This window comes from Bradyrhizobium sp. CCGB01 (assembly GCF_024199795.1).
Classification (GTDB): Bacteria; Pseudomonadota; Alphaproteobacteria; order Rhizobiales; family Xanthobacteraceae; genus Bradyrhizobium.
In genome coordinates this window covers 4,050,335-4,067,487 of record NZ_JANADK010000001.1, presented here as the reverse complement: position 1 = coordinate 4,067,487, position 17,153 = coordinate 4,050,335, and the positions used below count along the sequence as shown (strand labels likewise).

The 17,153-nt window shown below is 60.1% G+C and carries 18 protein-coding genes and 1 pseudogene; 8 read left to right on the top strand and 11 right to left on the bottom strand.

From position 1 onward, the window contains the following. Positions 1-98: 98 nt before the first annotated feature. Together NLM25_RS18465 and NLM25_RS18460 are read right to left on the bottom strand one after the other, a co-directional pair. Entirely contained in the window at positions 99-515 is a 417-nt protein-coding gene (locus tag NLM25_RS18465) for a hypothetical protein (RefSeq protein ID WP_254118324.1), read from the bottom strand. Positions 516-532: 17 nt separating this feature from the next. Then, entirely contained in the window at positions 533-733 is a 201-nt protein-coding gene (locus NLM25_RS18460) for a hypothetical protein (protein ID WP_254118323.1), read from the bottom strand. A gap of 735 nt (positions 734-1,468) precedes the next feature. Here NLM25_RS18460 and NLM25_RS18455 point away from each other — a divergent pair. Next, the gene (locus NLM25_RS18455; RefSeq protein WP_254118322.1) at positions 1,469-1,672 is read left to right on the top strand and encodes a hypothetical protein; all 204 of its coding nucleotides are present in this window, start codon (positions 1,469-1,471) and stop codon (positions 1,670-1,672) included. Between the two features lie 143 nt (positions 1,673-1,815). On the opposite strand, the gene NLM25_RS18450 is transcribed toward NLM25_RS18455, so the two are convergent. Continuing rightward, positions 1,816-2,025, bottom strand: coding sequence for a hypothetical protein (locus NLM25_RS18450; RefSeq protein WP_254118321.1), 210 nt, complete (start codon positions 2,023-2,025; stop codon positions 1,816-1,818). 354 nt (positions 2,026-2,379) lie between these two features. Here NLM25_RS18450 and NLM25_RS18445 point away from each other — a divergent pair, with 354 nt between their 5' ends. Continuing rightward, the gene (locus tag NLM25_RS18445) at positions 2,380-3,399 is read left to right on the top strand and encodes an ATP-dependent DNA ligase (protein WP_254118320.1); all 1,020 of its coding nucleotides are present in this window, start codon (positions 2,380-2,382) and stop codon (positions 3,397-3,399) included. A 111-nt stretch (positions 3,400-3,510) separates the two neighbouring features. Here NLM25_RS18445 and NLM25_RS18440 read toward each other — a convergent pair whose 3' ends face one another. The 3 genes from NLM25_RS18440 to NLM25_RS18430 all read right to left on the bottom strand — a co-directional run bounded on the left by NLM25_RS18440 (position 3,511) and on the right by NLM25_RS18430 (position 6,112). Further along, on the bottom strand, positions 3,511-3,735 hold the full coding sequence (locus NLM25_RS18440) for a general stress protein (RefSeq protein WP_254118319.1): 225 nt from the start codon (positions 3,733-3,735) through the stop codon (positions 3,511-3,513). Between the two features lie 83 nt (positions 3,736-3,818). After that, positions 3,819-4,937, bottom strand: a complete 1,119-nt coding sequence (locus NLM25_RS18435; RefSeq protein ID WP_254118318.1) for a DUF305 domain-containing protein — start codon at positions 4,935-4,937, stop codon at positions 3,819-3,821. Next, on the bottom strand, positions 4,937-6,112 hold the full coding sequence (locus NLM25_RS18430; protein ID WP_254118317.1) for a zinc-dependent alcohol dehydrogenase: 1,176 nt from the start codon (positions 6,110-6,112) through the stop codon (positions 4,937-4,939). The genes NLM25_RS18435 and NLM25_RS18430 overlap by 1 nt, the downstream gene beginning before the upstream one ends. 129 nt (positions 6,113-6,241) lie before the next feature. On the opposite strand from NLM25_RS18430, the gene NLM25_RS18425 reads away from it, so the two are divergent. Next, on the top strand, positions 6,242-7,027 hold the full coding sequence (locus tag NLM25_RS18425) for an SDR family oxidoreductase (RefSeq protein WP_254118316.1): 786 nt from the start codon (positions 6,242-6,244) through the stop codon (positions 7,025-7,027). Here the strand turns inward: NLM25_RS18425 and NLM25_RS18420 are convergent. Continuing rightward, entirely contained in the window at positions 7,024-7,983 is a 960-nt protein-coding gene (locus NLM25_RS18420; RefSeq protein ID WP_254118315.1) for an arginase family protein, read from the bottom strand. The two genes, NLM25_RS18425 and NLM25_RS18420, sit on opposite strands and share 4 nt — an antisense overlap. Positions 7,984-8,169: 186 nt before the next feature. After that, on the bottom strand, positions 8,170-9,444 hold the full coding sequence (locus NLM25_RS18415; RefSeq protein ID WP_254118314.1) for a DUF892 family protein: 1,275 nt from the start codon (positions 9,442-9,444) through the stop codon (positions 8,170-8,172). A gap of 198 nt (positions 9,445-9,642) precedes the next feature. Between NLM25_RS18415 and NLM25_RS18410 the strand changes: the two genes are divergently transcribed. Next, the gene (locus tag NLM25_RS18410; protein WP_254118313.1) at positions 9,643-9,843 is read left to right on the top strand and encodes a hypothetical protein; all 201 of its coding nucleotides are present in this window, start codon (positions 9,643-9,645) and stop codon (positions 9,841-9,843) included. On the opposite strand, the pseudogene NLM25_RS18405 reads toward NLM25_RS18410, so the two are convergent. Together NLM25_RS18405 and NLM25_RS18400 are read right to left on the bottom strand one after the other, a co-directional pair. After that, positions 9,840-11,004 (bottom strand): annotated as a pseudogene (locus NLM25_RS18405) (NAD(P)/FAD-dependent oxidoreductase). The gene NLM25_RS18410 and the pseudogene NLM25_RS18405 sit on opposite strands and share 4 nt — an antisense overlap. A gap of 89 nt (positions 11,005-11,093) precedes the next feature. Further along, on the bottom strand, positions 11,094-12,596 hold the full coding sequence (locus NLM25_RS18400; RefSeq protein WP_254118312.1) for an FAD-dependent oxidoreductase: 1,503 nt from the start codon (positions 12,594-12,596) through the stop codon (positions 11,094-11,096). Positions 12,597-12,814: 218 nt separating this feature from the next. Here NLM25_RS18400 and NLM25_RS18395 point away from each other — a divergent pair, with 218 nt between their 5' ends. The 3 genes from NLM25_RS18395 to NLM25_RS18385 all read left to right on the top strand — a co-directional run bounded on the left by NLM25_RS18395 (position 12,815) and on the right by NLM25_RS18385 (position 13,924). Next, entirely contained in the window at positions 12,815-13,330 is a 516-nt protein-coding gene (locus NLM25_RS18395) for a ferritin-like domain-containing protein (RefSeq protein WP_254124272.1), read from the top strand. Between the two features lie 67 nt (positions 13,331-13,397). Further along, positions 13,398-13,532, top strand: a complete 135-nt coding sequence (locus NLM25_RS18390; RefSeq protein ID WP_254118311.1) for an inorganic diphosphatase — start codon at positions 13,398-13,400, stop codon at positions 13,530-13,532. Then, the gene (locus NLM25_RS18385; RefSeq protein WP_254118310.1) at positions 13,532-13,924 is read left to right on the top strand and encodes an inorganic diphosphatase; all 393 of its coding nucleotides are present in this window, start codon (positions 13,532-13,534) and stop codon (positions 13,922-13,924) included. The genes NLM25_RS18390 and NLM25_RS18385 overlap by 1 nt, the downstream gene beginning before the upstream one ends. Here NLM25_RS18385 and NLM25_RS18380 read toward each other — a convergent pair. After that, the gene (locus NLM25_RS18380) at positions 13,921-14,241 is read right to left on the bottom strand and encodes a carbohydrate porin (RefSeq protein ID WP_254124271.1); all 321 of its coding nucleotides are present in this window, start codon (positions 14,239-14,241) and stop codon (positions 13,921-13,923) included. The two genes, NLM25_RS18385 and NLM25_RS18380, sit on opposite strands and share 4 nt — an antisense overlap. A 1,259-nt stretch (positions 14,242-15,500) precedes the next feature. Here NLM25_RS18380 and NLM25_RS18375 point away from each other — a divergent pair. Further along, on the top strand, positions 15,501-17,153 hold the full coding sequence (locus NLM25_RS18375; RefSeq protein ID WP_254118309.1) for an ABC transporter substrate-binding protein: 1,653 nt from the start codon (positions 15,501-15,503) through the stop codon (positions 17,151-17,153).

Below are 17,153 nucleotides of genomic sequence, written 5' to 3'. Positions count from 1 at the left end.
CGGCGGTGCGCTTGTCGCTTGGGAGGCTATCGACAGTCCGGAACCAACCAGGCCGCCGCGTCGAGCTGGCGGCTTCTTTCCTGGAGTTTGATCTCAATTCAGGAGGCGTTGGCTCTCGCCCGTTCGCGCGCCTCGCGGCGACGTGCATGGCGTTCGCGCCGCCGCTTGGCCCGATCAGCGGTCTGCCGCAGCGGAGGAACGGGCGTCGGCGAGGTTACGATCGTCTCCTCAAAAGAAGGCTCCTGGATCGTCTCGGACGCCGCGGCACGAGCTTCCATGACTTCGAGCACTGCTCGCCCCCGGGCCGTGATCTTCCATCCCCCATTTATGCGTTCGACCAGCCCTTGTGAAAAGATGTCAAGATCCGGCACGCGCGCGGCCATGCGCCTGGTGCGGTCCGCCCAATCGCGGCCGCTGGTCGCCAGGATGGCCATGTCCCGCTTGAGATCGTCCATCACGGCGAAGCCATCCGGATAGCTGACCAAGACCTTGAGGACCGTCACCTGGAAGTTCATCCCCCGCCCCGGTGTGATCAGCGCCACATCGTGGGCGCGCGGGATAGGGCATCGCGGCCGACCTGCCTGAGGCCGTCGGGTGAAACCTCGCCTCTGGTGGCGGCCTCCAGGATCTTCGAAGCGACGTGGGTACGAGCTCCGATCTCGCGGTGCGAAAGGCTTTCGCACACTTCGTCGAGGACCGCGCGCAAAAGCGCGGTGGTTGCCGTGTCGAACATGAGCTGCCCCGCAAGGGAAAAGCCGATCCTACCAAATTTTTGTGGCTTGCGATTCAGACATGTTAAGCTTTGGAGAAAATGCGCTTTGACCCGATGGAGCGGAGCTCCGCGAAGGGACCGAGATGCGCGCCAATCGCTGGTTTGACCTAGCCGATGGCTCAATTGGGGCGTAAACACTGCTAAGTGAGATGTTGCGAGGGCTTTGCCATGCTTACCAAGTGGCAGAGGGTTTCCGATCGGAGCGAGCAAGAAGCTTCCTGGTCCATTGATCGCATTCACAGGGGCACAAGACTTACCGGCGAGCTGGTGGCGCGTTCCCGCGAGGCGCTTCAAGTGTCTGAAAAGCTGCTGCAGCAGCGCCCGCTGGTGTCGCCTTCCGAGCGGCAATGCTTACGCAAACGGGTTGAAGACTAGCGCCGAGCCACCAGAAGGCGCATTGCGGAGACCGATGGTTTACGAAGGAGGCTGAAAATCCGATGGAACGGCTTCGATTCGGATCGCGTTGCTCTGTTGCGGTGCAGCGCTATTGAGGAAAACTGTGCATCGCCGACTGGTTCTCGAAAAAGTTCGTGCTGCCTGCAAAAATATAGTTCCCGGTCGGTTAACCTAAGTTGGCATGGCGCGACGCCGGATTGATGTACGGTTAGTCCATCACCGCGCGGCCCGTGGCATTTATCGGTAATGAGAACGCCCATCACGCGCTCCCGCCTTCCTCCAACAGGAAAGGAGCACGCGATGACAGAGCATCGGCGTCGTTTCAAGCAGACAGACGATTTGGAAACTCGACTGGCAGCAGAAGCCACCAGATTACGCCAGGAAGCCAAGGAGATCTCTCCAGGTGTCGAGCGCGAGAACCTTCTGCGAAAGGCACGCCAGTGCGAGACTGGCTCGCACATGAGCGAATGGTTGCGCTCGCCGGGTTTGCAGCCACCAAACTAGCCTCCAATTGGAACAAATCCGCGCCGTGGGATGATTGAGGGTGCCGCCTCAGTTCGGAAGCATCAATTTTGCTTCTGGGTCGTTGTTGCAGCCGCCATCTGGGGGGCATGGCGTTTTCGGCGTTTGCGCCGATCGCAAGAGCATCAAAGGGTGGCCTCAGTTGCGAAGGCCTCTGAGATTTTGGCTACGCCGTCCTCGTTATCTGCCAGCTTGTCGTAATCTTGCGCGAGCGCCAGATCTTGCTCACGCAAAGATGCGTGCGGCGTGTGGGCGGCCATCGTCCGGAATTCCTCCGCTACTTGACGATGGCGGGCAGCTTCGGAGGTGTAGTGGGGAGGTGTAGTGGTCAGCATCCAACCTAACCTCCGCCGGATCGAGGACCGTATCAGCTGGCCGCTTCCATTCTCCGCGCGAACCTTCCGGCGCCACCGTTGATGGCGTCGGAACATCGAACTCCAATTCCATTTGGTCGCCGAAGCGCTCAGCGATCCTGTTTTCGCACATACACTACACACCGACCAGTACGCCCGCCTACTGTCTGGTTGGCTCGCTGGAGTCGCCGTAGATCCGAGGAACGGGCTGCCTGCAACATCAGGCTTTAGGTCACAGCATGAAATGATGGAGGAACGTTTCAAGGTAGCTTCGCTTGGCAAAATCAAGAGCTTGACCATGCGTGTCTTACAACACCCCAGAGGCTTGAATCTCGCATGCAACTCATGGAAGCCGAATTCGCCGCCCAATTGCCCCGCGGAGCGCAATGGCAATATGAGCCGAAGTGGGACGGCTTCCGCTGTCTTTTGGTCCGCGATGGCAGCCGGACCAGCATGCAATCGAAGAGCGGCCGCGACCTTGTTCGCTATTTCACAGAAATTGCTTCAGCAGCGACCACATTGTCGCCGAAAGCGCTTACTCTGGACGGTGAACTGATCGTTGAACGGGACGGCGGCTATTCGTTCGACGCCTTGCTTCAGCGCATCCATCCGGCGGCGAGCCGGATCAAGCGCCTCGCCGCGGAGACGCCAGCGATCTTTATCGTTTTTGACTTGCTGCGGTCTGGCAAGAGAGACCTTTTCGAGCTGCCGCTTATGAAGCGCCGTGCCACCTTTGAAAGACTGGCGCGGCAAGCCTTCGTGGTCGGCGGCGTCTTTCGGCTATCGCCGGCAAGCCGCAACGTCGCAGACGCCGAGGCTTGGCTCAGTTCCGTGAATGAGGATCATAACGGCGTCGTCGCAAAGCGCCTCGATCTGCCCTATCGAGGCGGTACCCGAGACGGCATGCAGAAGATCAAGCTTCTTCGGTCTGCCGATTGCTTCGTCGGCGGATTTCGTTACGCCGAGAAGAAGCAGGGCAATCGCAAGGTGATCGGCTCGTTGTTGCTTGGTCTCTACGACAAGGACGGACTGCTGCATCATGTCGGATTTACGTCCGGCATCCGAGCGTCCGATCGACTGGCTCTCATCGACCGGCTGGAGAAAATCGTTATCTCGCAGAGCTTCACCGGCAATACACCCGGGGGTCCAAGCCGGTGGTCAACGAAGCGATCTGCTGAATGGACGGCCGTACGTCCGACCTATGTCGTCGAAGTGACATTCGACCACGTCCCGGGTGGTCGGTTTCGGCATGGCACGAAGCTCGTGCGCTGGCGCCCCGACAAGAAGCCATTGCAGTGCCGCATGGATCAGCTTCGGCAGAAGGCGGCCAAGCGTTCTTTGAAAGCTGCTGGGTAGAACGGTTTGAGAAGTGCGCGCGGTGAGACACATGCTGATGATTTCAAGAGACACGAGGCCGGACATCTTGTTGACGTCCTGGCCTCGCCTGGTTTTCAGTGCTCGAAGTTCTCAGGATTGGCCGCCCTTGCGACCGGCTTCACTGGCCTTTTCGCGGTCATTGGCGAAGTTGCCCGGATTGTCGGTCGAGCTGCCGCCCTGCTGGCTGGGCTTACTTCCGCCCTGCGTCTGCTGACCCTGCCCGCTTCTATGCTCGCCACCCTTCTTACCTGCTTCCGATGCGCGCTGCGGATCGTTGGCGAAATTTCCGGAGCCACCGCGTTGTTCGTCTGCCATCGATATTCTCCTTCTTTGTTGCCCGGCCCATAGCGCTAATCGTTCGATCTGATGCTCGTTCCTGAGAGAAAGATTAAGGTTGATCAGAGATTGTTGGCCAGCAAGTTGCGCGTCGCCTGTCGCACGGCTTCGAGGCCCTTAACGTCGTTCATCAGAGCAATCTCGCCTTGTTGCTCATGCCGTATGGCATGCGCCATTAGCCGCAAGCGGGGATCGCCAGAAGAATGCCATTGGTTATCCGCCATATGGACGGCGCCCGCATGATGCAGGCTCATCAGCCGAATAAAGATGGTATCGAAGTCCTCATCCGCCGCCTTCCGCACATCCGCCATCTGTGCCGGCGTCAGATAGCCGGGCATAGCCGCCCGCTCCTCGCCAGAGCAGACCGCCATTGGCTCGCTGAACCAACCGCGCCACCAATGCTCGAAGATGCGATTCTCGCCCGCCTGGCTGGCAACCATCAGGGCCGCGAGTGCGCGCAGGTGTGACTCCCTCGCACGCCGCTGGCCAAGCTGGGCGAGTTCAATACCTTGTTCGTGATGCGTCAGCATATGGCGCATGTAGCGCTGATCGTTGGCCAAATCGCGGCTGGAGATCGGTAGCGACCAACCCAAGCGATCAGCCACGGCAACGAGGGCTAACGTTGCAAGCACCAGGAGCGCCCCCGCTGCCCAGCGCTTGGCAAAGCGCACTGCGGATGTGACCGGCGCGCGACCGAAGGGCCAACGCAACCAGGCGAACAGGGGATAGATCAAAGCCGACGAGAGATGGACGAGAAAGCCGATCCAGTAGGGCTGTTGCAAAGCGAAGATCGGCTGAAAGAACGGGAACAGTGGCACCAGCCCGAACCACTCCGTTGCCGAGGTCAAGGCAGCCCATGGAATGGCCAACCAACCAATAGTGCCTGGAGCGAGAGGGCTCGTCCAGCGTCCAAAAACGCCAAAAAATACCAGCGCCCAGGAGACGTCTGCCCATTGATGAAAGGCGATGCCGAGTGCGATGGCTTGTGCTGAGGGTACAGAACTGAGCATTGCGTCGCGTCCGGGAATAGCAGCGACCGTCATCCAGTCGACCGTCGCGTCCCGCCCCAACTGTACCGCCGCAAGCTGACTGATGAGGGTCGAGAATGTGCTGCTGACAAACCCAAGCTGAGCGGCCGCCAGCCAGTGCGACTTCAGCTGTTCCGCGGCGCGCTCTTCCATCACCCGAAAGGCTTCATCACAACCTTGATGCAGCCATCCTGCTTGGCTCGGAATGTCTTGTAGAGTTCGGGACCTTCCTCGAGAGTCGCACGATGGGTGATGACGAAGCTTGGATCGACCTCGCCCTTTTCGATGCGTTGCAAAAGTTTGGGTAAGTAATGCTGAACAGGCGTCTGGGCCATGCGGAAGGTAAGACCGCGATTGATGGCGCTGCCCATCGGAATGTTGTCGAGCATGCCCCCATAGACGCCGACGATGGAGACGGTACCAAAGTTGCGGCAGCACTGGATGGCCTGCCGCAAAACATGCGGGCGGTCGGTACCCATGAAGGTTGCGACCTTGATGCGGTCGACCACCGAGTCCTTGCTTGCCATGGTCTCCGGCTCGGTACCGACCGCATCGATGCAGGCGTCCGCGCCGCGGCCTTGCGTGAGCTGCTGGATGCGCTCATAGACATCCTCTTTCATAAAATCCAGCGTGATTGCGCCCGATTGCATGGCGAGCGTGAGTCGCTCGGGCACCGTGTCGATGGCGATCACCCGTTCGGCTCCTAGCAAAATTGCGCTCTTGATCGCAAATTGCCCGACCGGGCCGCATCCCCATACGGCAACCGTCTCTCCGCCTTTGAGGTTGCAGACTTCTGCCGCCATGTAGCCGGTCGGGAAGATATCCGAGAGGAACAGGACTTGTTCATCGCTCAGGCCGTCGGGAATCTTATAAGGTCCGACATCGGCGTACGGCACGCGCAAATATTCGGCCTGACCACCGGCAAATCCACCCAGCATGTATGAATAGCCGAACAGACCCGCCGGCGAATGCCCCCACATTTTCTCGGCTTCTTTGGCATTGGGGTTGGATCGTTCGCAGCCTGAGTAGAAGCCATTCTTGCAGAAGAAGCATTCGCCGCACGCAATGGTGAATGGCACCACGACGCGGTCGCCGACCTTGAGCTTTTTGTTGTCCTTGCCGACCTCGACAACCTCGCCCATGGTCTCGTGGCCGAGCACATCGCCCTTCTCCATGGTCGGCATGATGCCGTCGAATAGATGCAGGTCCGAGCCACAGATCGCGCACGCCGTCACCTTGATGATAGCGTCACGTCCGTCCTGGATCTTGGGATCGGGAACGGATTCACAGCGAACGTCGCTCTTGCCGTGCCAGGTGAGGGCTTTCATGGACCGCTCCAAAGTTGCGCGACCAACCAAATCTCAATAATGCGGCTGGTTCCTATGCCGCTTAGGAACGGTCTCGTCTGTGCCCCATTAGGCTCAAAGCCATGTAAAAAGCCGAGAAGGAATGCGCCGATGGCCGGACAGTTTGCGATTGTGACGGGTGCCTCGACGGGCATTGGTTTTGAGCTTGCACGGCTCTGCGCCGCAAAAGGGTACGACCTGCTCGTCGCCGCGGACGAGCCCGGGATCGAGACGGCGGCGGAAGCGCTGCGCAAAGACGTTAACAGTATCGCTGTGGTGGCGCTGCAAGCCGATCTCGCGACCGTTGAAGGCGTCGACAAGCTCTATGAGCTTGCTCAAGGCCGCAAGGTCGACGTATTGATGGCCAATGCCGGTCGCGGTCTGGGCCATGCCTTTTTGGACCAGGACTGGACGCGTATCCGTCAGGTAATCGACACCAACGTCATGGGTACGACGTATCTGCTCCATCGCGTGGGCCAGGACATGCGCCGGCGCAATGAGGGACAGATCCTTATCACCGGATCGATCGCCGGCTTCACCCCAGGCAGCTTTCAGGCCGTCTACAACGCTTCGAAGTCGTACCTGAACTCCCTCTCCTTTGCACTACGCGAGGAACTGCGCGGCACGAAGGTGACCGTCACTTGCCTGATGCCAGGCGCAACTGAAACCGAGTTCTTCGCCCGCGCGGACATGCTCGACACCAAGGTCGGGTCCGAGGAAAAGGACGATGCAGCGATGGTTGCCCGCAAGGGTTTCGAGGCGATGATAAATGGCGAGGGCGACGTCGTGACCGGCCTCAAGAATAAGATCCAGTCGGCCGTCGCCAACGTGACGCCGGCTGAAACGCTCGCTAAGCAGCATCGCAAACAGGCGGAGCCCGGCACCGCGAAGTCCTAGGGCATCGGGGCGCCATTCATTTCACTTTTTGCGGTGGACCGCTGCCGTGCAATGCATCCGAGGGCAACGCAGAGGATGCGTGCGGCTGCAAGCACGCCCAGACCTCGCACGTCCGCGTCCGGCACCAGCTCCACGAGATCAAGACCAACGATCCGCGCCCGCTGCGTAACGCCATGCAGAAGCTCGACGACATCAAAGTAGCCGAGACCACCCGGCTGTGGGACCAGCACCGCGGGAATGACAGCCGGGTCGAGACCGTCGCAATCGAGGGTAACGATGCAACGGCTGCCCGGCGGGATATGATCGAGAACGGCTTGCACGCCATGTCCCCGTACCGAAGCTGCACTGAACAGCTTCACGCCCCAGGCCCGTGCGGCGGCTAGGTCCTCCGCGCGCGAACCCCCGATGCCGCGCTGTCCTACCTGGATGATCCGCTCCACCCACGGCATTTCGCTAGCCCGGCGCATGGTGCGCGAAAACGTATGCTTGAGACCGGCGCGCTCGTCCCGCCAGTCGAGATGCGCATCGATCTGCAGAATGGTGAGCGGGCCAAACTGCTCGAACCCCGCGAAGAAAGGAATGGGCACCGAGTCATCGCCGCCAATTAGCATGGGCACGGCGTCCGCCTTCAGAATGCTCGCAGTTGTGGACGTGATCAGCGAGCGGTTCTCCTGCGGTGTCGCCGGATTGGTCGGAAGGTCGCCAAGATCAATCGCCCGCAGTCCTCCCGGTATCAAGGGGCCATCCTGATCGAAATCCCAACGCAATGGATCCCGCGCAATTTGCTCAGTGCTTTCACGAAGCGCCGAAGGAGCACGGGCGGCATGACTGGTGCTGCCGGGCACATGCAGCGTCGCATCCGGCACGCCAAAGATCACAACATCTGCGCCTGAGAGCGTGTCGGTGGTCGCCGCGGGAAGGCCTAGAAGGGTGGCGGGAGTAACCGGATGTGTCATCGGGTTTGTCTCACCCTACCCTGGTCCGCGGCGCCACGTTCCTCTTCAACGAGATAGCTCTGTCCATCAGGGTGAGGAACGATCGACGGCACACAGCGCTTCCGACTAACAGCAGTGGCACGGCGATCGCCCCAGAAGGACAGCTGCGGCAATCACCGTGATACTGCCCGAGATCGCCGCCACCGCTTATTGTTCGGTCTGCTCGACGACAGCTGGCATTTTCGCGACCGACATAAGGGACCGTGCGACCTGATTCAGCAATTGATCGGCGTTTTCCTCCTCCGCCAGCGACTTCGACAGGAGGCTGACGATAGCGCTATGACGAAGCTGCTGGGCGAGATTGCGCGCTGTTGTGTAGCCGGCAATCTCATAATGCTCGACGCGTTGCGCCGCACCGATCAGAGCGAGGTCGGCCGCCGCGTCTTCCTTTTCCTCGCCCTCAGTCATGATTTGCTGACCTTCTTCGACAAGGCCCATCATTCCCTTGCAGGGCTTGGCGCGTGCGGCCTTGCCAAGCAGCTCAAAGCATTCATTGATGCGCTCTATCTGGGTTTCCGTCTCGCCGAGATGCTGTTCGAACAGCTCGCGCAACTGATCGAAGCGCGCCGCTTCCGCCATCTTCGGAAGCGCCTTCGTCAACTGCTTCTCGGCGTGAAGGATATCGCGGAGCTCGTCGATCAGCAGATCGCCAAGCCCGGCCTCGTCGACCGGCGATGAGCTTTCGGTGACGATAGCCGACGCGGGACCGGGCTCCCCGGCCTGGATGGCTGGAGATTCCGTGAAGACCCATTCGCCGCCCTCGTTCCAGGGCCCGCGGGTGTCGATCTCACCATGATCGCCGGTGCCGGTGGAGTCGTTAAAGAACTGATCGACGAGGCCCGGCGTCGGCGCAATGCGGCCGATACTGAACGCCGGCTTGCTCATGCTCTCCAGGGCGAGCGAGAATGCCTTCATATGGGTGATTTCGCGGGTCATGAGAAACTGCAAGGCGTCCTTGGTGCCGGCGTCGTCGGTGAAGTTGATCAGGCGTTCGTAGACGATCTTGGCCCGCGCTTCGGCAGCAATATTGCTGCGCAGGTCGACGTCGAGTTCGCCGGTGATCTTCAGGTAGTCGGCGGTCCAGGGATTGCCTTGGGAGTTGAAGAGGTTCACCCCGCCGCCACCTGCGATCGCGATCAGCGGATCGGCCTCAGCCGCCTGGCGATCGAACTTGGCCGGCTTGAGATGCATGCGGGCCAGCGTGCCGACGACTTCCAGATGGCTCAGCTCTTCGGTGCCGATATCCATCAGAAGGTCCTTACGATCAGGGTCTTCGCAATTGAGTCCTTGGATCGAATATTGCATCGCGGCCGCAAGTTCGCCGTTGGCACCGCCGAACTGTTCAAGAAGCATATTGCCAAAACGAGGGTCCGGCTCATCGACGCGGACAGTGAACATCAGCTTCTTAACGTGGTGATACATGGAAAAGCCTCGGGCTAGAGGAGGAGATCTCATTCGAACAGTCACGCGCTATGGTTGTTCCTTTCGTGCCTGAAGTGTCGCGGCGTCGAAGCCGTTCGCAGCGCTGGACGCTCAGAGACTAGCTTGGCCGTGTCCGCGCTCGTGGAACGATTGGTCGCCCATAAGCTTGGCTTGCTGGATGCTCCGGAGGAGGATGAGATGGACAGCGAAGACGCCTTCGCAAAAGTCAAGGAGGTTTCGGAAGGCGTGCGAGAGACCGCCCGCACGGTTCGGCAAAGCCTGGAAGACGGGCAGCCGCCGGGCCAAGCGCTCGCTTTTCTGCGCGATGTGGTGCGAGAGGCACCGTTGCCCTCGCTGGTCGTCGCCTTCATGCTGGGCTGCCTGATCGCGCGTCGTTAGCCGGGAATATCCCGGTCAATCGCAAGATCATCGAGCAGGGGCGAGGAGCCTCCGGCAAACATCGTGGCCAGAAGTTCCGCCGCGAGGAAGCTGAAGGTAATGCCGTTGCCACCATAGCCAAAGGCAGCAAAAATATTGTTGCAGCCCGGTACCCTGCCTATCAACGGCAAGCCGTCAGGGGTGGTATCGAACGCGCCCGACCAACGGAAGTCGACCTGGTCCGATGCATGCGGCCAAAGAGCCTTCAGATGATCCTTGAGCGCAGCCACCTTTGCCGGCGTCGCGTCATTACGAGCGTCAGGCTCGATGAGGGCATGATCATCCTCGCCACCAAGGATGATGCGGCCATCAGCGGTGGTCCGCGCATAATGATAGTTCCGGCTCGCCTCCCAGATCAGCGCCTGTTCTGGCCATAGATGGCTCAGCTGCCGTCGGGTCGCGATAGCCCAGCTGGAAGCTGGCTGCTGCGTCGTGGGCCGCACAATATCAGGCATCACATAGCCGGTCGCGAGCACGACGTGGCGCGCGTCGATCGAAAGCCCACTTTCAAGGCCGACGGTTACGTTCTGAGCCGTACTATCGTAGGCAACCGCATTGGCCTTTAGGAGGCGGGCGCCGCGCCGTAGGGAAACATCAAGCACGCCACGCGTGAGCAGCACCGGATCGGCATCGGCCGCGTCCCTCGACAAAAGAGCGCCCGCCCGGGCGATGGCGAAGCGCTTGCGCAGCGCGGCATGATCGAGTTGGAGGGACGGCAGATCGGCGCGGCCCCTCAGCGCATATTCATCCTGAACAAGCTTCGGACTGTCATCGACGGCGAGATAGCGAAAGACGCGGCCGCATGTGGCAGGAAATTCCATGATGCGCAACCAGGGACAGCAGGCCTTGCGTCGCACGATGGCTGGCCCGATAGCAGCGCATCGCCTTCTCGAAACCATAGAGCTGCGTGAGTTCAAACAGCGGACGATCGATTTCCCAGAGCAGCATGGCGGTGCTGGCCACCGTGCTACCGAGACTGGGAAGCTCGCGATCGATGATGACCACTTGGCGGCCTTGCCGTGTCAGGCGCTCGGCCACCAGAGCACCGGTGATGCCGGCGCCGACGATCAGAACCTCACAACGAAAGCTGTCAGCGATCGGCTCAACTGGCGGCGGCAGAATGGCCCAGGGTGTACGCGGACTGCGCAGATCGTCCTGCTCGATGTCATCGTCGTTGAAGATGGAACGCTCCCCGCCTTAGTCAGATTTCGTTAGACCTTCACCGGGCGTAAGGCCGACACGGCCGGAGCATTGATCGGCTGGCCGTTGGGCGCAAAGATCGAACCGTGACACGGACAGTCCCAGCAGCTCTCAAAGCTGTTCCAGTGCAGATGACAGCCGATATGGGTGCAACTCGCCGAATGAAGATGCAGTTCGCCAGCATCGTCCTTGTAGGCGGCGATCTTTTCAAGTCCCCGCCGCAGGATGGCGCCCTCACCCGGGTGAAGCTCTTCGAGCGAGGCGATTTCACCCGGCGCGACGTATTCCGCGAGATTTTGCAAGATCGTCATGTTCTCCCGCAGGAAATTCGTAGCCGCTGCGAGCGGTTTGCGATCCGGCGCATAGACGGACTTCCACGGATGATCCTCGCCGAGAATGAGGGCCGTGTTCAGCATTGCGCCCATGACGCCATGGGTCAGACCCTGGCCTGAATCGCCCATCGCAAGGTATACGCGCTCGCGGCCGGGCTCGCGGCCGATGAAGCCAGCATAGTCAATGGTATCGAGAACCTGGCCTGACCAGCGATGGGAGATGCGGCCAAGGGCCGGGATCAATGCTCGCGCCCAGCTCTCCAGCTGGGCAAAGCGCGCGTCGGCGTCATTGGCCTCGCCGCTTTTGTGGTCTTCGCCGCCGACAAGAACGAAATCATCGTCTGGGCCTGTTTGCAGCCGCACATAGTGGTAGGGATCTTCCGTGTCCCAATAGAGCGCATCGGGAAGTTCACCGCGCGCGATGGCAAAAGCGAGCACGTAGGTACGGTAAGGAGCGACCTTGGTATGCAGTTGAAAGCGATCGACGATGGAGGCGTTGGTCGCGATCACGGCATGCGCGGCGGTGATCTCCCCTTGTGAAGTTCGCAGCGTGACGGTGCCGTCTTGTTCGGCGACCCCCTCCACCGGGCTGTTGGCAAAGAAGCGGACGCCGCCGCTTCTGCAAACGGCGGCAAGACCCGCGAGATATTTGAGGGGATGGAATTTTGCCTGGCGCGGATATCGAAGGACGTGCCGGTCCTCGCAGCCTTTGAGCGGCACGCCGACCAGTCGGTGAACCGGTGCTCCAACCTCGCGCACCGCTTCCAGCTCCGCATCGAACATGTCGGCCGGCATGCCATTGCCCTGAAACAGATAGCCGTCAAGACGAAGGAAGTCACAGGCAATCTTCTCGCTGGCCTGGATGTCTTCGATCCTGTCGACGGCGGCGGCCTGACTCTCGTAGAACAGCCTGGCGGCCTCGGCGCCACGCAGCTTCCGGAATTCGCTCATCAGATCATCGCAGAGCGGCGCAAGGTGCGCCGACGTGCGCGCCGTCATACCGCTTGCTATGCCTTTGCGGTCAATGACGATAACCGACCGGCCGCGCTTCATGAGTTCATACGCCGTTGAGAGCCCGGCGATGCCCGAACCGACCACGGCGACATCGCAATGCACGTCGCCTTTGAGCGCACCCGCCTCCGGCAGGATCTCGGTCTCCATCCAGAGCGAGGTGCTGACCATCCTGAACTCCATGCAAAGAAGCAAAACGCGGGCTGTTTGCGCAGGTTCCTTCGGGCGCGTGGGAAGCCGCCTCCCGGCGTCCTTGAGGATGATCAACGCGCGATAGCTCGTTGGGCCGCTTACGCTCCGAGACCGCATTCACCCGTCCGGCAGCGACAAGGCGAGGAACGAAGCCGTGGCGCCGCCGTTCCATCGCTTTGAATTCGAGGAGCGACGTCATGGGACTATTCACGAAAGACATCAAGACGATGGATGACCTGCTGCTGCATGGCTTACAGGACATCTACTATGCCGAACAGCAGATCACCAAGGCCTTGCCGAAAATGATCGACAAAGCCACCAACCGCGATCTGGCCACAGGCCTCAAGAACCATCTCGAGGAGACCAACAAGCAGATCGAGCGTCTCGAAAAGGTCTTCGACAAACTCGGCCAATCGCCGAGTGGTACGCAATGTCCGGCCATCGACGGCATCATCAAGGAAGCGGACGAGACGGCCGGCGAGATCGAAGACAAGACGGTGCTCGATGCGGCGATCGTCGCCAACGCGCAAGCCGTCGAGCATTACGAGATATGCCGGTATGGCACGCTGATTGCGTGGGCGGAAGAACTCGGCCACGACGATATCGTGCGTTTCCTGACCACGAACCTCAACGAAGAGAAAGCGGCGAACACCAAACTCAACACGGTTGCGTTGCGCAAGGGGGTCAACAAGAAGGCCTCCACCGCCGCCTGATCGGCAGGGCCCGGCGGATCTATTTCCGCCGGGCACGCTACTCCTTTCGAGGCTCAAGTAATCCGCCATGACCAATCTGACAAAACTGCCGAGCTGGGCCGACGATAACAATATCTTCGCCGTGGTCGAGACGCCGCGGGGCAGTTCGTGCAAGCTCGATTTTGATCCCAAGCTTGGCGTTTTTGCCCTGGCGAAGCCTTGATGGCGGGTCTGACCTATCCTTATGATTGGGGTTTCATTCCCTCGACCAAGGCCGAGGATGGCGACCCGCTGGATGTGCTGATCCTGCATGATGCGCAGACCTATCCAGGCGTCGTGCTGCGCTGTCGACCGATCGGCATTCTCGAAGTCGAGCAGAAGAAAAAGGGCAAGACGGAGCGCAACGACCGGGTATTTGCGGTGCCTGACAGGTCACCGCTGGAAACGGATCTCAAGGATATCCGCAATCTTCCATCTCATGCACGCGATGATCTCGAAGAATTCTTTCGGGCGACGAATGCGTTGGAGAACAAAGAGCTGAAATTCCTCGGCTGGCATGGACCGAACCGCGCGACCAAGACCATCAAGCGGCTGGCCCGCCGAGCCACGAACTAGAAGTTCAGAGTCGTTCGCAGGCCGAGCACGGTTGCGTTATGAAGAACCTTGCCGGGCGCTGCACTGGAAGAACTGTGGCACCTCCCCCCGGGGGTGGATGATGTACCGCAGGTTGTACTGCAACGTCCATCCGTCTTTGATCTGGTATTAATACGCGGCCGTGAGAAGCCCCTCGAAACCGCGCAACGGCCACGCGGGATCGAGAAAAGTACGATGTCGGCATCGAGCGCCTGCGCGCGTCTCGACACACGCGCGTAGCCTGCCGCGATTCCGAACTTGTCGTCAGGACGGCTGTCATTGAGACCAATGAATTCAATGCCGGCGTTGGCGTAACGGTCGATCAGATTGCGGTCGGCGGCTGCCGAGATGCGCGCAAAATGCCGATCCGCGGTCGTCGCTGTTCGGCATGCGATAGAGCTTCTGTCCGAACACCGTCTCCGCCAAGATCCCCGACCACCTGTCAGCAGTCAGACGGCATCACGGCTGGCTTCATAAAGACCGTTTTAAAAATCAGATGCTCAAACGGTCTTGCCCGCTAAACCATTGATTTGGTGGGCGCACCAGGGCTCGAACCTGGGACCCGCTGATTAAGAGTCAGTTGGTCTTTCTCAGTGCGCCGCGTACTTGATCGAGTAGGTCACAGGCGCGCTACGAGAATGCGCAGCGAGGACTGGCACTTTCCGCGACCGATCTACCGCTTCGGAGAACCCTGCTCACGCTGGCTTTCGCGAGATCTTTTTTGATCTCCCGGTGCACACGTCGCGCACACGCCACCCTCTAACCATCTGAAAAAACTAAACTCTCGCTCCAATCCATCATGGGGCCGTGGAAAACTTCCAGCGCAAGTCATTCATATCATTGATCTATTTTCAACTCGATCAGTCCTCTATGTCATTGGACCGACTGAGAAACTCCGCTCGACCACATTTCTCCAACCTGGCTCTTCTAGGCTTTTCCAGGCTCGAAATGGAAGCGAAAATCGCGATTTCGGATTCTCGGTGCACACGTGGTGCACACGAGAACCAGGTGTGCACACGCCTCCACTTCCCCTACGTCGACGTCGGTCAAAGGTGCGAAGGCCGAAGGCTTCAGCCTGCCAAGAGACTCCAGCAGACCCGGTCTACGGTGGTTCGCTCAGTGTTTGCGGGAAGCCGTTGGTGTAGTCTCGTTCCTGAGATCGAACCTGCTCTGTGGCACTTGAAGCAGGGACGCCATCGCAAACTCGCGCGCGCAATTCGATAGTCGCAAGGTTCATATTTCAATCGTCGGCATCAATGACGTTCTACCTAGCTTCAGATTCTGCAGAATATCTTTTCAATATAATGATACTTCACACGATTTGACGAACTTGAGAGTATCGTCTCCAGGCAAACGCAATCACGCACGCTTGCGTTTGACGACAAAATGACCGTCGCGCCAATTGCCGCGATGCCGAGGTATTTGTTGCTTGCCTCCGGCGAAATTTGGAATGGCCAGATCTGTTCGTTTCGCTTCTTCTGGCGCGAACGCTGATCGTACGAAGCTTAGCCGCCGAAACGGCGATGCAATCGACGACACCAATCATTAGGGGCCATCCATGACTGCTCGCTTTTCTCCGCGCTCGATCTCCCGACGTCGGCTGTTGGTCGCCACCTCGGTAGTGGCGGCCTTAGCGTTGACAGCCATGGCGGGTCTTTCGCCGGCCCGGAGCGCCGACGCTCGGCAAAACGGCGGCAACATCACCTTTCTCATCGACTCGCTGGGCAGCACCTGGATCCCGAACAACAGCGCCATCTCAAGCTTCCAGGGCCACATCTGGGGCCACGTCACTGACAAGCTCATTTATGTCGATGCTGACGGCAAGGTCAGCCCGTGGATTGCCGAGCGCTGGGAGCAGAACGACGATGCCACCCAATTCACCCTCCACCTCAAGAAGGGCGTGACTTTTTCCGACGGCAGCCCGCTCGATGCTGCGGCCGTCGTCGCCAATCTCGACATCTGGTATGCCGGCCGCAAGAGCGAAGGCATCAACCCGATTGGCCTGTTTCCGAAGACCTACGATCGCGCTGAGGCGATCGATGCGACCACGGTGAAGGTGGTCTTCAAGGCGCCGACGCTCGGCTTCATCCCGACCCTCGGCTACCACGGCTCGATCCTGATCTCACCGAAGACCATCGCGCAGCCCGCCGCGCAACAGGCCGATCTTTCCAAGACATCCGGCAGCGGCCCGTATGTGGTCGATTCCTGGAAAGAGGGAGACTTCGTCAAGCTCGTCAAGCGCAAGGACTACAATTGGGGTCCTGCGGCGGCCGGCCACACCGGCCCGGCCTTCCTGGACTCGATCACCTACAAGCTGGTGAACGAGCCATCGCTGCGGGTGGCCGCCGTTCAGTCCGGCCAGGCCGATGTCGCCTACAGCCCCTCCCCTCAGGAACTGAAGTCTCTCAAGGAAGCCGGCTTCATCACCGCGACGCCGCGCTATCTCGGCTTCGTCAACGGCCTCGCGATCAACACCAAGCTCGAGCCCTACAACGATTTGAAGGTCCGTCAGGCGCTCCAGGCGGCCATCAACCGGAAGGAGATCATCGACACCGTCTATACGCCCGACTGGAAGCTGGCGACATCGTTCATCCAGAGCAACGTTCCCGGCGCGACCGACCACAGCGATCTCCTCGCGTACAATCCCGGCAAGGCCGAGAAGCTTCTGGATGACGCAGGCTGGACCAAGGATTCCAAGGGGATCCGCACCAAGGACGGCAAGCAGCTCTCGCTGACGCTCTACTCCAACCCTTACCTTGCGACCGCGAAGGCGATTGACGAGTTGATCGCCCAGCAACTCGGCAAGATCGGCTGGAAGGTCTTCATCCGGGCCTACGACGTCGTGACGTTCGGCGAGAAGGTCAGGTTCGGCGGCCCGGCCGTGCCGGCCTATGAGGTGACGCGCAGCTTCATCGACGCCGGCACGGTCGCCAGCATCCTCACCGACGCCAACAACGGCGAGAACTGGTTCAACCTCGGCGACAGCGACAAGAAGCTTAGCGAACTCCGCGACAAGATCGCCAGCGCCGGCTCCAGCCAGATCCGTGACCCGCTGCTCGACCAGTTGCAGACCTACGTCCTCGAGCAGGGTTACTTCATCCCGCGCACGCAGATCGTCCAGCGCATCTACGTGCAATCGCCGAAGCTGAAGGGCGAAGTCTACAACGGCGTCGCCTACGCCAGCTATTACACGGCGACGATCAGCGAGTAA

Coding starts and splice junctions, on each gene's coding strand:
- NLM25_RS18465 (WP_254118324.1), bottom strand. CDS start 515: ATGAACTTCCAGGTGACGGTCCTCAAGGTCTTGGTCAGCTATCCGGAT.
- NLM25_RS18440 (WP_254118319.1), bottom strand. CDS start 3,735: ATGGCAGACGAACAACGCGGTGGCTCCGGAAATTTCGCCAACGATCCG.
- NLM25_RS18395 (WP_254124272.1), top strand. CDS start 12,815: ATGGGACTATTCACGAAAGACATCAAGACGATGGATGACCTGCTGCTG.
- NLM25_RS18415 (WP_254118314.1), bottom strand. CDS start 9,444: ATGTATCACCACGTTAAGAAGCTGATGTTCACTGTCCGCGTCGATGAG.
- NLM25_RS18400 (WP_254118312.1), bottom strand. CDS start 12,596: ATGGTCAGCACCTCGCTCTGGATGGAGACCGAGATCCTGCCGGAGGCG.
- NLM25_RS18425 (WP_254118316.1), top strand. CDS start 6,242: ATGGCCGGACAGTTTGCGATTGTGACGGGTGCCTCGACGGGCATTGGT.
- NLM25_RS18375 (WP_254118309.1), top strand. CDS start 15,501: ATGACTGCTCGCTTTTCTCCGCGCTCGATCTCCCGACGTCGGCTGTTG.
- NLM25_RS18435 (WP_254118318.1), bottom strand. CDS start 4,937: ATGGAAGAGCGCGCCGCGGAACAGCTGAAGTCGCACTGGCTGGCGGCC.
- NLM25_RS18430 (WP_254118317.1), bottom strand. CDS start 6,112: ATGAAAGCCCTCACCTGGCACGGCAAGAGCGACGTTCGCTGTGAATCC.
- NLM25_RS18455 (WP_254118322.1), top strand. CDS start 1,469: ATGACAGAGCATCGGCGTCGTTTCAAGCAGACAGACGATTTGGAAACT.
- NLM25_RS18410 (WP_254118313.1), top strand. CDS start 9,643: ATGGACAGCGAAGACGCCTTCGCAAAAGTCAAGGAGGTTTCGGAAGGC.
- NLM25_RS18445 (WP_254118320.1), top strand. CDS start 2,380: ATGCAACTCATGGAAGCCGAATTCGCCGCCCAATTGCCCCGCGGAGCG.
- NLM25_RS18390 (WP_254118311.1), top strand. CDS start 13,398: ATGACCAATCTGACAAAACTGCCGAGCTGGGCCGACGATAACAATATC.
- NLM25_RS18450 (WP_254118321.1), bottom strand. CDS start 2,025: ATGCTGACCACTACACCTCCCCACTACACCTCCGAAGCTGCCCGCCAT.
- NLM25_RS18420 (WP_254118315.1), bottom strand. CDS start 7,983: ATGACACATCCGGTTACTCCCGCCACCCTTCTAGGCCTTCCCGCGGCG.
- NLM25_RS18460 (WP_254118323.1), bottom strand. CDS start 733: ATGTTCGACACGGCAACCACCGCGCTTTTGCGCGCGGTCCTCGACGAA.
- NLM25_RS18385 (WP_254118310.1), top strand. CDS start 13,532: ATGGCGGGTCTGACCTATCCTTATGATTGGGGTTTCATTCCCTCGACC.